The following is a 12,324-nucleotide window of genomic DNA, read 5'->3' as shown; positions in this document are numbered from 1 at the left end:
TTTAGCCGCCGTTCCTCGGCGCGTTGCCGTCATAGCCGCCCGAGGTGGGCGCCGCGAAGTTCTGCAGACGCGGCTCACTGCGCGTGGTGCCTTGCGGCATCGGCAGCGGTGCGCCCGGCGGCACCTGCGTGCCCGTGGGGCCCTTCGGCACGATCGACACGTCGCCGTAGTTGTCGGCCGGGCGCATGGATTCGGGCGTGGGCAGCACCGGCGTGTCCTTGTCGGACGTGGTCGGCAGCATGTTGGGCGAGACAAAGCCCTGCTGCGTGTCACGCATGTAGTTATAGCGGTTGTCCGACAGCGCGCCGGTGGCTTCAGCCGTGCGCAGAATGATCGGGCGCAGGAACACCAGCAGGTTGGTTTTCACGCGTGTCTTGTTCTCGGAGCGAAACAGTGCGCCCAGGATGGGGATGTCGCCCAGGCCCGGCACCTTCTGTTCGCCGTCCTGGTAGTTGTCTTCCAGCAGGCCGCCCAGCACGACGACCTGGCCGTCGTTGGCCAGCACGTTGGTCTCGATGGAGCGCACGTTGGTGGTCGGGCCTTGTTGCAAGGCTTGCGTACCCGGCACCACGGACGACGATTCCTGGAAGATCTGCATTTTCACCAGCCCGCCGTCCGTGATCTGCGGCTTGACGCGCAGCGTGATACCCACGTCCTTGCGATCGAAGGTCTGGAACGGTTGCGATGCCGTACCCGATTGCTGCGTGTACGAACCGGTCGTGATTGGCACGTTCTGGCCGATCAGGATCTTGGCTTCTTCGTTATCCAGCGTGATCAGGTTGGGCGTGGACAGCACGTTGACCGAGCCATCCGAACCCAGCGCGCTGAGGATGGCGCCCAGGCCGCTGCCCCGGTTGAACACCCCCACGTTGCCGCCGTTGAGCTGTCCGACGTTCAGGCTACCCAGTGCCGCTTGCGCTGCCGTGCTGCCGATGCCACCAGAGCCGATGGCGGCAATCGTGCCGGCCAGATTGAGCAGGTTGCCCGAGCCGGTACCGAAGTTGGTGCCGCCCCCGATAAACGTGCTGGGTCCGCCTCCGCCCACCAGCCACTGGATACCCAGTTGCGACGCCTTGGTGGCTGTCACTTCCACGATCATCGATTCGATGTAGACCTGTGCGCGGCGCGCATCCAGATCGTCGATCACGGCGCGCAGGTTGCGGTAGACCGGCTCGCTGGCGGTGATGATGAGGGCGTTGGTGGCGGCATCTGCCTGGATGATGCCGCCGGTGGTCGGCATGTTGTTCTGCCCGAACGAGGCACGGAACGACGAATTGCCGCTGCCGCCACCGCTGGAGCCGGAACCGCTGCCGTAGTTGGTGTTCTGCGTGTTCTGGTTGAACTGCGAGCCCGAGGCACCGCCAGTCGGCTGCGAGGTCGCGCCCTGTGCGGCGCTCTGCCCACCCGGGCCCGTGGATGCGGAGGCCGACAGCGTGGAGTCGGCCGCCACGATGGCACGCAGCGTGGCAGCCAGCTGCACCGCGTTCGCATTCTTGAGCGGCACCACCCAGATGTTGCCCGGGCGTGCATTGGGCAAGTCCAGCTTGGCGATCAGCTGTTTGGCCTGTGCCAACCGCGCGGCGCTGGAGGCGCGCACCATCACGCTGTTCGAGCGCGGCTCGGCCACCACCGAGGTGCGCAGGCTCGGGTCCGACAACGATGCGCCGGCACCGGCCGCGGCACCGCCACCGCCCGATGGGTCGAGCAGCTTCTGCAGCGTGGCGGCCACGTCGATGGCCACGGCGTTCTTCAGCTGGATCAGTTCGGTCTCGCCCGCTGCAGGGGTGTCGATTGACGCGATGATGCGGCCGATGCGGCGCAGGTTGTCGGCGTAATCGGTAATGACCAGCGTGTTGTTGGCCGGGTACGCGGTGATGGTGTTGTTGGGCGCGATCATCGGCCGCAACACCGGCACCAGGTTGTTGGCCGATTCATGCTGCAGGCGGAACACCTGCGTGACGACCTGCTCGCCGCCGCGCGCACCTGCGGCACCCACCGAGGTGGGCGAGCCCTGCAGCTTGGCATCGGCTTCCGGCACCACCTTGGTAAAGCCGTTGCCCTCGACAATCGCATACCCCTGCATGCGCAGGATCGAGCCCAGCGATTCCAGCGCCTGCGAGCGCGTCACTGGTTTTTCGGTGACGAGGTTGACCGTGCCCTTCACGCGCGGGTCGACAATGAAGTTCTTGCCGGTGGCCTGGCCCACAGCCTTCACCACCGATTCGAGATCGGCGTTGACGAAATTGAGCGAGACCTCATCGCCCGTGCTGCCGGGGTTACCGTTTTGGGAAGCCGGCGCAGTGGCGGGCGGCGCTGCAAAGACGGGCATCGAGCCGGCCACCATCGTTGCGCAGCACGCCAGGACGATGGCGCGGACGGTGAGTCGGGAAGAGGCGTTGTGCATGGTCTCGTTCATGGTTGTCGGCACACTGGCTCGCGCGCCGGCTTAAGAATCAAAAGCGTAGTCGATAGTGCGACCCGTCGCGCGGGCCCAGCAGGCTCAACAAGCCAATCAATTGCGGTTCCGACTCCGGCGTGGCACTGGCCACACCGTCAAAATGTGCGCCCTGTCCGAGCGTTCCCTGGCCCTGCAGCGACAGCGGTCCGGCCAGCGTCGACAGGGCCAGTTGCATGGGCCCGCCGGCAGCGCCGCCGAATGACAGCACGGCCTGGTAGCTGCCCAGCGGCCGTACCCGGCTGAGGCTGGATGATACCTGCTCAACCGTGACAGTCAGGGCGCCCTGGACCGTGTCCGGCTGGCCCTTATCTCGTCCGGATGCACGGCCAAATTGGCCCGACAGCGGCGTCCATTTCGCGCGTAGCCGGCCGTCCAGCTTGAGCGTGTTGAACGGCGCGCCAATACCCTCCAGCAGCGACGCCGGCAGTGTCATTGCCCCGGCTTCGGCTTGCCAGCCACCCGGCGAGACCGACACCACCACCGGCTGCTCCAGCGCGCGGTCGTGCGCCACATGCGCCCGCAGCGTGCCGGTCAGCAGCGGCAGCATGTCGACCGACCACGACAGCCGCCCCGGCAGCACGGTCGCATCGGCGCCGCCGTTGCCGGCTGTGAGCGCCAGCGTGGCGCTGCCATGCCAGATACTGCCTTGTGGATCGGCCAGCAGCACACGCTGCCCGGTGGCCGACGCCACCCGTTCAGCGGCCCACGCCGCCGGATACTGCGAGACGACCGTCGCCCCCACAGCCAGCAGCGCAACACCGCACCACAGCAGGCGCCAGCCCAGGCCGGTGCGTTCAGACGCGTCGCGGCGGCGCAGGCGCAGCGGCGGTAGCGATTCGATAGCCATCGGCGCTGCGTCAGCGGCTCGCGGCGGCGGGGCCTTGCAGCGTTGCCGTCACGTTAACCAGGGCGGTGGCGCCCACGTATTTGATGTTCGCGTCGATCACCTTCATGCGCTGCGCCTGTCGCACTTCCTGCAGCCATTCAGCGACGGCGCCAAAGGGCACCTTGTCCAGTTGCACCTGCACGCTCTCACCCGACAGTGCCATCCGCGTGGCCTTCAGGCCATGGTTGGTGAGGCTGGTGTTGAGTGCCTGCTGCAGTTCTGCGCCATGCGGCACCGGCGCGGCGGCAATGGCCGACAGCCCGCGGGCTTCCTGGCCGAGCGTTTCCATTTCCGCCAACTGGCTGCGCATCTGCGGCAGGGCCTTTTCGATGCGGCGCTGGCCCTCGAAGGCCGGCTCCCACAGCAACAGATAGAGGATGACCAGCACGAGGATCGCGCCACCGCCGGCGAGGATGCGGCGCTCGCGCGGCTCGCGCTGCATCCAGAAGGTCGTCGCCGCGTCGCGCACCGAGTCCGGCACGCCAATGCGTGGCAGGCGGCGCGAAGCGGAGGAGGAAGGGGAGGAAGTCGCCATGGAGGAAGCGTTATTGGGCGATGGAAACCGTCCAGCGCGAGCCAGGCACGGTGGCCTCGGCGCCGCGCGGGGCCTCGGCGGTGTCCATGTTCAGGCCGACATTGCGGGCGGCGGTGCGCAGCGCGTTGGTGTCGGTGCCGTCCTTGAGCGTGACCGTCAGCGCGCGGCCATGGTAGTCCAGTGCGAGCAGCGCGTCGGGCGCGAGGCTCGTGGCGGCCTGGGCAAAGCGATCGGCCAGCGGCAGGAAATCTTCCGGTGCGGATTTACCGGCGGCCAGGCGCAGCTGCTCAACTTGGCGGCGCATCTGCGCGGGCGGATCGAGGATCACCGGCGTATTCGGGAAGGCCGTCTGCAGTTGCGTGCGCATGGCAGCATCGAGACGCTTCTGCTCGGCGCGCAGCGTGAGCCAGCGTGCGTTCATGCCGATGAGCTGCACAACCACGAGCAGCACGGCCAGCGCGATCGGCAGGCGCCACATGGACCAGTCCACGCCGGCCATGCCGCCGTTGGCGAAGTCGAACTGGCAGAGGTCGGCCTCGCCCGTGGCGAGTGCATTGCGCGCGCCCGATGCCCATGCTGCCCAGTCCAGCGTGGCGGCGGCCGGATCCGTAGACAGGCTGGGCGCCAACTCGCGCAGGGCAGGCGACACCATCAGCCGGGCCGGCGTGGGTGCAATGGCCAGCCAGTTGGCGACGTTGGCCGGCAGCAGACGCAGGCCGTAGCCCTCGGCGGGGCCGGTGCGGACGGTGATGTCGACGGCCGCAGGCGCATCCGGATCGGATGGCGGTGCCGCATCCAGTGCAATCGTGGCCGGAGCGACTACCGCTGCGGCAGCGTCTGCTGTTTCCGCGGCGACGGGCTCAACCGGGGCTTCGAGCGACGGCTCGGCGCGCTCGGCGTCGTTGGCGGCTTCCGTCGACGGCGCAACGGAAGCAGGTGTTTCAAACGGCAGGCAAAGCTGCGCAGGCAGCAAGTGACACGTGCGGTGCTTGTGCGCGCCAAAGTTGTCGAGGATGAAGCGGACCCACGCGCGGTCGGCAATCATCAGCGTGCGCGACTGTGGCTCACGCGGGGCACGCCAGCCACGGACAGGGGCCGCGGAGAGGCGCGGGCCGAGGGCGATGTGGCATTGCTGCGCGTCCTGCACCAGGCGGTCTTCCACCAGGTTGGGCAGGGCCAGGCGCAGTTTCGGCATTGCCAGCGGCGGCACGCTGGCGGGTACCAGCAAGACGTCGGCGGCCGGCAATAGCAGGATCAGGCGGTCGGCGGCGGGCAGCTCGTCGGTACGCGAGGTGCCTTCACGCAGGATGCGCTGGGCGCCCTGTGCGCCTTCCTCGCGCACCAGCGCAAACGGCACGGACGCGAGCGCACCCGCTTGCCAGCGTTCGGGCGATTGAATGGGCCGGTGCGGCAGGCGCACGTACAGGGAGGTCGTCAAACCGCTCCTCTATTGAGAGTGTTGATGCGAGCTACCGGAATCACCGGGAATGCCCCCGGACTGCGCAAGACCCGCGATGCTGAACGATGCGGATGACAATACGGCGAAGGCTAGGGTCTGTCTACTGACGGCGTGTCCGCAGTTGGAGGGGTGTTGCTGCGCCGTCATGACGGAATTCCGTCGATGCGGCGGACCCAGACGATACGGGTCGCGTTATTGTTGACCGGATCGCCACGTGAAACAAGCGCCACCTGGCCAAGCTGCGCGCGCTCGTGGCGGGCCATGCCGTAGACCAGGAAGTAGTGCGTCTGCACGTCGAGCAGGTTGCTGATATTGCTGGTGTCCGCACCGGGCGCCAAGCCGCGCAGCTGGTTGGTGACGTCGCCGATGTTGCGGAAGTAGGCACGGTCGCGCGCCTGCACCAGTGCCCGTGCGCGGTCCAGGCTCAGGCTGGGGATGACAGCAGCCAGCACTTCGGCGCTGGCCGTGTTGGCGTTGATCTGCGTGCGCGTGGGCAGCACGATCACGTAGGGGCGCAGCTTGCGCACGGTGTCTGCCGTATAGCCGGGGATGGACAGTAGGCTATCCACATCATCGAGTGGGCGTGGGCCGTTGCCAGGGCTACCGCCACCGCCGCTGTCATCACCGCCGCCAGATTGCCCACCGGTAGCGCCCTCGACCGACTGGAAGCCGCCCAGCATCTGCGCCAGGGTCGTTGCCGTGAGGTTGGCCAGGCTCGGGTCGAGGTTCAGCGACTGCAACAGCTGGCCGTAAGCCTTGATGCCGTCCTTGTCGCGGCCGGTGACGATGGTGCGCGTGCCCAGCGTCTGCATCGTCAGCAGGTTCATCAGGTTGAAGCGCGCCTGGGCATCGAAGATGCGGCCCGAGAGGTACGACTCTTCGCCGGCGGTATCCGTGCGCAGCGAGCTGCCGAGGAAGTCCGACAGCTTGGTCTCCTGAATGGGCACGGCCCAGATCTCGCCCAGGTGGTCGACGGCGCCGGTGCGGCGCAGGTCGTCGCGCAGGATCAGGCGGGCCCAGTCGATGCCCGCCCGCGCGATCCACGTGGCCTGCGCCTTCAGGCGCTGGTTTTCCACCGCGCGAATCTCCACCTGCTGGCGCCACAGCATGCCCGAGACGATCACCACGGCCAGCGTGACCACCAGCAGCGCGGTGACGATGGCCGCGCCGCGCTGGCGCGCACCACGGTGCAGGGGCCTGGACGAGCATCGCGCCATGTCAAAGCCCCGTCATGCAGATGCGCGTGAAGCGCTGCGGCGCGCCCTGCGGCGTCATGCGCACGAGCAGCGCCAGTTCCACCGCGCGCACCGACGCGGCCGGTACCACCACGCCGGCGTTGGCAGACGGCGCCGATGCGCTGGGTGTGGAGGCCGACGGCAGCCCCGTCAGCGTGGTCGTATTGCTGCCGCCCGGAAACAGCGCCGCCGACAGCGCGCCGGTGCTGTCCAGCCAGCCGCCTGGTTCGATCCAGGCACGGGCGCTGATGCTGTCGATATTGGCGGCGAGTTGGTAGCGTGCGGCATTGCCGCCGCCCTGGCGCAGGTTGTCGAGCGCGTTGCGCAGGTCGCCGCGGTTGGTGATGGGCTGGCTTTGCAGACGTTCGAGCCGGCTGTCGACGATGCGGTAGAGCACCACCTGCCACGCGGGCGGCTGGCCGTCGTCGCGGCGGTCGCGCACCAGCAGCACGCGGTTGGCATCCACCTCGATTGGCGAGCGCGACAGAGTGTTCGGATCGGCCAGTTGCGTGCAATCAGCATCGAACTGGGCGTAGGCGGTCTTGAGGGCCTCGATGCGCTCATCACGCTGGGCCAGTGCCTCGTGCGTGCGCGTCATGCTGTCGAGCCCGCGCCAGGCCAGCACGGCCAGAATCGCCAGCAGCGTGATGGCCACCAGCAGCTCAAGCAGGGTGAAGCCGCGTGCGCGGTGTTTAGAAGACATTGCGCGCATCGTTGGGCAACAGGGTGACCAGCCAGGCCAGACGCACGGACTTGGCGGCGTCGGCGTACACCGACACCTCCACGCGGCGGAACACCGGGTTGGGCGTGGTGGCGACGGTCTCTTCGCACCACAGTTCGGTATCGCCCTGCGGGCACGAGAAGCCGCGCGAGCCGGGGTCGGGGAAGGCACGCGCCAGACGCAGGTTGGCGAGATCGTTCTCGGCGCTCCAGGTGGCGATCATGCGCGTCTGCAAGGATTCGCTGGCCGAAGTCATGCTGCCCATGGCGCGCATGGTGGCGGTGAGCGCCACGGCCACGATGGTCAGCGCCACCAGTACTTCCAGCAGGGTGAAGCCACGCGTACGCGCGCGGCCGAGGGGGCGCGAGGGTTTCACGGCGGGCGTCATTGTGTTTCGGTCAGTACGCGTGGGCCGCCGTCGGAGACGATGTCCACGCGCGCGCCCTGAGAGGCCAGCGCCACGCGCCACGGCAGGCCGATCGCCTCGCGGCCGAACACCAGCCGCTGCGGTGCACCGGGCGCCGTCGCGGCACCGCTGACGATCTGTACGCTGTCCATGCCTTGGCGCCAGTGGCCCGGCGCCAGTACATCACGCGTGAGCAGACGCCAGCCGTTGGGCGTCGATTCATAGAAGCGCCAGCCCTGCGCATCGCCTTCCCACGCCACGGGGCGCGAGGTCAGTTGCGCTTCTTCCTGGCCAAGTTCGATCAGGCGGGCCATCTTCTGCGCGTCGTCGTTCAGTTGCGAGCGCGGGTTGGGCGTGGCATTCACGGCCACCACGCCCAGCACGATGCCGATGATCACCACCACCACCAGCAGCTCCAGCAGCGTGAAGCCGCGAGCGTGCCGCAGGGCCTGCCGGTAAGGCAGCGGATGGCCGGTCATGGCGTTGAGAGCCGTGCTCAGGCTGGAGGATCAGTTGTCCCAGTTGCCGATGTCGGCGTCGTTGCCCGTGCCGCCCGGCTGGCCGTCGGCGCCAAAGCTGAAGATGTCCACTTCACCGCGCACGCCCGGGTTCAGGTACTGGTACGGATGGCCCCACGGATCCTTCGGCAGGCGCTCCAGATAGCCGCCGGCCTTCCAGTTGTTGGGGATGGGCTCGGTGGTCGGCTTGGCGACCAGTGCGCCAATCCCTTGCTCGGTGGTCGGGTAGCGGCCGTTGTCCAGGCGGTAGAGCTTGAGCGCCTGCGAAATGGAAGCAATGTCCTGCTTGGCGGCAATGATGCGGGCCTCGTCGGGGCGGCTCATGATCTTCGGCACCACAAGCGCGGCAAGGATGCCGAGGATCACCACCACCACCATGATTTCGATCAGGGTGAAGCCACGCGCCGCACGACGGGCCAGGGTGGCGCCTGCACGTTGGCGGAAAGAGGAGCGGAGTTGGCCTTGCATCATGGCGAGAGAGTTGGCAATAAGAGTGGGAACACAGTATATCCGTGAGATATGACCATAGATTGTGCGGCGGGGTCGCGCCGCGCCTACGTTTAGAACGGGCCCTCCAAGCTGTTCATCGAACCGGCACGAAGGGCGGATAGAATCAGCAAACTCTCACGGTGCACCACCACGTTTCATGAACGCTCAACAGTCGTCCCGCCTGCTCAGTCTTGTACTGTTTGCTGCCCTGTGTGCGCTGTTGACGCACTGGGTTCTGACACTGTCGTCGCTGCGCGCTCTGTCGGTGCCGCGCGAGGCCCGCGTGGCGCAGACCGACGCGCTGGAGACCGGCGCCTCGGTCACGCTTTTCGGCGGCGGCCCGCAGACCGGCCCGCGCGACGTGCAGGTGGCCGGCGTGGTGGCTGATCTGACCGACGGCACCGGCGCCGCCATCGTCTCGGTGGATGGCGGCCCGCCGCAGGCCGTGCGTGCCGGCAAGTCGCTGTCGTCCAACCTCAAGCTGGTCGAAATCAAGGCGCGCTCCGTGGTGATCGAGCGTAACGGCGCACGCCAGGAGATTCCGCTGCCGGCCAGCGCCGTGGTGGCCGGGGTCTCGCCCGCGAACCGCAACGCACCGTCTCAACCGCTGCCGCCATCGGGCGCCGCCGCTCCGATGGCAACGCCCATCGCACCGCCGCCACCGGCCGTACCCAACAATCCGGCCAACACCGCCATGCCGGGCGCCATGCTCCCCATCGCCCCGGCACAGATGAACACGGGCGATGAGGCCCCCCCTAACCAGGGCGGCATCACCGGCCCGCGCCATCGCGCTGCCGCTGCAGCGCGCAAGGGCGACGCCGCCCCTCAACAACCCGGCGCAGACCAGTAAGCCCACCGCCCCCCGGAACAGCGCCCGGCGTGACCGGGCGCGCATATTACAGCGCGTGTCATCGGGGTAACAGCGTGTAAAACCCGGCAACGTGATGGCATTGTCGGGTTCTAATCCGCTACACAGTCCATGTGAAAAGGAGCTGACCATGACCAACAAACGTGCTGTCCACGCCTTCCTCGCAACTTCGGCCCTGTTCCTGGCCATGTCGGGCATGAACGCCCGCGCCCAGGACGCCAGCGCGCCCGCCGCGCAGGCACCCGCAGCCGCCCAGGCACCGAGCACCACCGCCCGCGCCGCCAAGCCGGCCCACCACGGCGGCTTCAAGGCCATCGATACCAACGGCGACGGCCAGATCTCGCGCGACGAGGCCAAGGGTCACGCCTGGCTGGAAAAGAACTTCGACCAGATCGACACCAACCACGACGGCCAACTCAGCAAGGAAGAGCTGGCTGCCTGGCGCAAGGCCCACAAGGGCGAAGCACGCGCCAAGATGGAAGAGCGCTTCGACGCCAAGTTCAAGGCCGCCGACAAGGACAACGACGGCAGCCTGACCATGGACGAAATGCAGGCCGGCATGCCGCGCCTGGCCAAGAACTTCGACCAGATCGACGCCAACCACGACGGCAAGGTCACGGAAGACGAGATCCGCGCGTACATGCAGGCCCGTCACGACGCCCGCAAGGCGCAGAAGGCCGCCTCGGCAACGACGCCAGCTACCACGCAAACGCAATAACGCATCGTTCGATGCAGCCAATGGCGGCGCCTTCGGGCGCCGTTTTTCATGGCTGCGCGAACGCACATCATCTCATCGACCCGCGACTGAATTGAGGCGGCTTCGCGACAACGCGGTGTCAGCAGCGCACGCGCTTTTGCCGCGTCGCGCGCAAGAAAAAACACCCCGGTGGCGAACCAGCGGGGTGTGGAGGAAGCAAACCTGACGTGAGGATGTTCAGGCTGGCTGATCGTCGGCCTTGAGCACGCCGCGGCGCATCTGGTCGAGTTCAATCGACTCGAACAGCGCCTTGAAGTTGCCCTCGCCAAAACCTTGGTTGCCCTTGCGCTGGATGAACTCGAAGAAGATCGGGCCGAGTTGGTTTTCCGAGAAGATCTGCAGCAGCAGGTCGCCCGGGGCACCGTCGATCAGGATCTTGCGCTTCTTCAGTTCCGCCACGTCTTCGCCATGGCCGGGGATGCGCTTGTCGACCAGTTCGTAGTACGTGTCGATGGTGTCGAGCAGCTTGATGCCGTTGCCGCGCAGCGCGTCCACCGTGGCGGACAGATTGGTCGAACCCAGCGCGATGTGCTGGATGCCTTCACCGTGGTACATGTCCAGGTACTCCTGGATCTGGCCGGCCTTCTCCGTCCCTTCCTCGTTGATGGGGATGCGGATGTTGCCGCACGGGCTCGTCATCGCCTTGCTCTTCACGCCCGTGACCTGGCCTTCGATGTCGAAGTAGCGCACTTCACGGAAGTTGAAGAAGCGTTCGTAAAACTCGGCCCATTCCTTCATACGGCCACGGTAGACGTTGTGCGTCAGGTGGTCGATGTAGGTCAGGCCGTGCCCGGTGGGGTTCGGGTTGGCGCCAGCAATGGGCACGAAATCGACGTCGTAGATGCTGATGTTGCCGATGTCGCCCGGCTTGGCTTCGTTCTTGCCGGTCCAGCGGTCCACCAGGTAGATCAGCGAATCGCCGATGCCCTTGATGGCCGGGATGTTCAGTTCCATCGGGCCGCTGTGGGTGTCGAAACCCCAGGCGCCCAGTTCCAGCGCGCGCTTGTAAGCGAAGGCCGCGTCTTGCACGCGGAACGCGATGGCGCAGATCGACGGGCCGTGCAGGCGCGCAAAGCGCTGCGCGAACGAATCCGGCTCGGCGTTGATGATGAAGTTGATGTCGCCCTGGCGATACAGCGTCACGTTCTTGTGGCGGTGCTTCGCAATGGCGGTAAAGCCCATGTTCTCGAACAGCTTGCCCATGGCAACCGGGTCCGGCGCGGCGTATTCGATGAACTCGAAACCGGCGGTACCCATCGGGTTTTCCCAAGGCGTGAATTGCATGGCGATGTCTCCTGCAGGGGGCGGCGCACTCACTGCAGTGAGGAGGGCGCTCAGGGCTTTGACGATCCTCGCAGTGTAGAAGTGTCAACCAAAGCAAAAATTGCGAAGTTGTGCCCGGCTTGCTAAATTTGCGCAAGAAAATTGCCGAATAAATTGGTGCGGAGCAACAAAATGAGCAAGGTAGAACTCGACAAGATTGACCGCAAGATCCTGGAGGTCCTCCAGAACAACGGCCGCCTCACCAATCTGGAAGTCGCCGAGCGGGTGAACCTGTCACCCAGCCCGTGTTTGCGACGCATCCGTCGCCTGGAGGAGAGCGGCGTGATCCGCCAGTACGCCGCGCTGCTCGACCCGGGCAAGATCGGGCTGGGTTTGTCGGCGTACATCAACGTGCGGCTGGAGAAGCAGGGCGGAGCGCCCAAGGGCAAGGCGCCGGGCGATATCTTTCGCGCCGCCGTCGCCACGTGGCCCGAGGTGGTCACGTGCTACGCCATGACCGGCGAGATGGACTACCTGCTCAAGGTGTTCGTGGAAGACATGGACCACTTTGCGCGGTTCATCCGCGACCAACTGCTCGCCCACCCGGCGGTGATTGATGTGAAGAGCAGTTTTGCGCTGGAGCGGATTAAGGATACGACGGCGTTGCCGGTGGTGGTTTGAGGAAAAATGATGCTATATGCCCCGTTCCTAGACTAAGGAAAGGGGCTT

The 12,324-nt window shown here is 66.6% G+C and carries 13 protein-coding genes; 3 read left to right on the top strand and 10 right to left on the bottom strand.

Annotated features, from left to right (window positions below):
* Nucleotide 1: 1 nt before the first annotated feature.
* From gspD to gspG, 9 genes are all read right to left on the bottom strand, one after another.
* Nucleotides 2-2,416, bottom strand: coding sequence for a type II secretion system secretin GspD (gene gspD / locus V6657_RS16065; protein ID WP_048933429.1), 2,415 nt, complete (start codon nt 2,414-2,416; stop codon nt 2-4).
* Between the two features lie 37 nt (nt 2,417-2,453).
* Entirely contained in the window at nt 2,454-3,305 is an 852-nt protein-coding gene (locus V6657_RS16060; protein WP_048933428.1) for a type II secretion system protein N, read from the bottom strand.
* 10 nt (nt 3,306-3,315) lie between these two features.
* Nucleotides 3,316-3,879, bottom strand: coding sequence for a type II secretion system protein GspM (gspM, locus tag V6657_RS16055; protein ID WP_048933427.1), 564 nt, complete (start codon nt 3,877-3,879; stop codon nt 3,316-3,318).
* A gap of 10 nt (nt 3,880-3,889) precedes the next feature.
* Nucleotides 3,890-5,317 (bottom strand): type II secretion system protein GspL, encoded by a 1,428-nt coding sequence (gene gspL, locus V6657_RS16050; RefSeq protein ID WP_048933426.1) that lies wholly within the window; start codon nt 5,315-5,317, stop codon nt 3,890-3,892.
* Between the two features lie 164 nt (nt 5,318-5,481).
* Nucleotides 5,482-6,555 carry a type II secretion system minor pseudopilin GspK gene (gspK, locus tag V6657_RS16045; protein ID WP_048933425.1) on the bottom strand — a complete coding sequence of 358 codons (1,074 nt, stop codon included), beginning with the start codon at nt 6,553-6,555 and terminating at the stop codon, nt 5,482-5,484.
* 1 nt (nt 6,556) lies between these two features.
* On the bottom strand, nt 6,557-7,285 hold the full coding sequence (locus V6657_RS16040) for a prepilin-type N-terminal cleavage/methylation domain-containing protein (RefSeq protein WP_048933424.1): 729 nt from the start codon (nt 7,283-7,285) through the stop codon (nt 6,557-6,559).
* A complete protein-coding gene (gspI, locus tag V6657_RS16035; protein WP_048933423.1) occupies nt 7,266-7,682 on the bottom strand; it encodes a type II secretion system minor pseudopilin GspI in 417 nt (138 codons plus the stop codon). The genes V6657_RS16040 and gspI overlap by 20 nt, the downstream gene beginning before the upstream one ends.
* Nucleotides 7,679-8,179: a GspH/FimT family pseudopilin gene (locus V6657_RS16030; protein WP_048933422.1), complete on the bottom strand. Its 501-nt coding sequence runs from the start codon at nt 8,177-8,179 to the stop codon at nt 7,679-7,681. Before V6657_RS16030 ends, gspI begins: the two co-directional genes overlap by 4 nt.
* Nucleotides 8,180-8,209: 30 nt before the next feature.
* On the bottom strand, nt 8,210-8,689 hold the full coding sequence (gene gspG, locus V6657_RS16025) for a type II secretion system major pseudopilin GspG (RefSeq protein WP_021197278.1): 480 nt from the start codon (nt 8,687-8,689) through the stop codon (nt 8,210-8,212).
* A gap of 175 nt (nt 8,690-8,864) precedes the next feature.
* Here gspG and V6657_RS16020 point away from each other — a divergent pair, with 175 nt between their 5' ends.
* Both V6657_RS16020 and V6657_RS16015 read left to right on the top strand, forming a co-directional pair.
* Nucleotides 8,865-9,557 (top strand): type II secretion system protein N, encoded by a 693-nt coding sequence (locus V6657_RS16020; RefSeq protein WP_048933421.1) that lies wholly within the window; start codon nt 8,865-8,867, stop codon nt 9,555-9,557.
* A gap of 148 nt (nt 9,558-9,705) precedes the next feature.
* A complete protein-coding gene (locus V6657_RS16015; protein ID WP_048933420.1) occupies nt 9,706-10,293 on the top strand; it encodes an EF-hand domain-containing protein in 588 nt (195 codons plus the stop codon).
* Between the two features lie 216 nt (nt 10,294-10,509).
* Here V6657_RS16015 and hppD read toward each other — a convergent pair whose 3' ends face one another.
* Nucleotides 10,510-11,616: a 4-hydroxyphenylpyruvate dioxygenase gene (hppD, locus tag V6657_RS16010; RefSeq protein ID WP_021197281.1), complete on the bottom strand. Its 1,107-nt coding sequence runs from the start codon at nt 11,614-11,616 to the stop codon at nt 10,510-10,512.
* Between the two features lie 171 nt (nt 11,617-11,787).
* On the opposite strand from hppD, the gene V6657_RS16005 reads away from it, so the two are divergent.
* The gene (locus tag V6657_RS16005) at nt 11,788-12,276 is read left to right on the top strand and encodes an Lrp/AsnC family transcriptional regulator (RefSeq protein WP_021197282.1); all 489 of its coding nucleotides are present in this window, start codon (nt 11,788-11,790) and stop codon (nt 12,274-12,276) included.
* Nucleotides 12,277-12,324 lie beyond the last annotated feature (48 nt).

Source organism: Ralstonia sp. RRA (assembly GCF_037023145.1).
Lineage (GTDB): Bacteria > Pseudomonadota > Gammaproteobacteria > Burkholderiales > Burkholderiaceae > Ralstonia.
Note: the sequence above shows the minus strand (reverse complement) of the source record. Positions and strands in the feature narration are given on the sequence as shown.

Bases quoted from the DNA above. Each gene is read 5' to 3' on its own strand.
- V6657_RS16020 (WP_048933421.1), top strand. From the start codon at position 8,865: ATGAACGCTCAACAGTCGTCCCGCCTGCTCAGTCTTGTACTGTTTGCT.
- gspI (WP_048933423.1), bottom strand. From the start codon at position 7,682: ATGACGCCCGCCGTGAAACCCTCGCGCCCCCTCGGCCGCGCGCGTACG.
- hppD (WP_021197281.1), bottom strand. From the start codon at position 11,616: ATGCAATTCACGCCTTGGGAAAACCCGATGGGTACCGCCGGTTTCGAG.
- V6657_RS16030 (WP_048933422.1), bottom strand. From the start codon at position 8,179: ATGACCGGCCATCCGCTGCCTTACCGGCAGGCCCTGCGGCACGCTCGC.
- gspG (WP_021197278.1), bottom strand. From the start codon at position 8,689: ATGATGCAAGGCCAACTCCGCTCCTCTTTCCGCCAACGTGCAGGCGCC.
- V6657_RS16005 (WP_021197282.1), top strand. From the start codon at position 11,788: ATGAGCAAGGTAGAACTCGACAAGATTGACCGCAAGATCCTGGAGGTC.
- gspM (WP_048933427.1), bottom strand. From the start codon at position 3,879: ATGGCGACTTCCTCCCCTTCCTCCTCCGCTTCGCGCCGCCTGCCACGC.
- gspD (WP_048933429.1), bottom strand. From the start codon at position 2,416: ATGAACGAGACCATGCACAACGCCTCTTCCCGACTCACCGTCCGCGCC.
- V6657_RS16060 (WP_048933428.1), bottom strand. From the start codon at position 3,305: ATGGCTATCGAATCGCTACCGCCGCTGCGCCTGCGCCGCCGCGACGCG.
- V6657_RS16040 (WP_048933424.1), bottom strand. From the start codon at position 7,285: ATGCGCGCAATGTCTTCTAAACACCGCGCACGCGGCTTCACCCTGCTT.
- gspK (WP_048933425.1), bottom strand. From the start codon at position 6,555: ATGGCGCGATGCTCGTCCAGGCCCCTGCACCGTGGTGCGCGCCAGCGC.
- V6657_RS16015 (WP_048933420.1), top strand. From the start codon at position 9,706: ATGACCAACAAACGTGCTGTCCACGCCTTCCTCGCAACTTCGGCCCTG.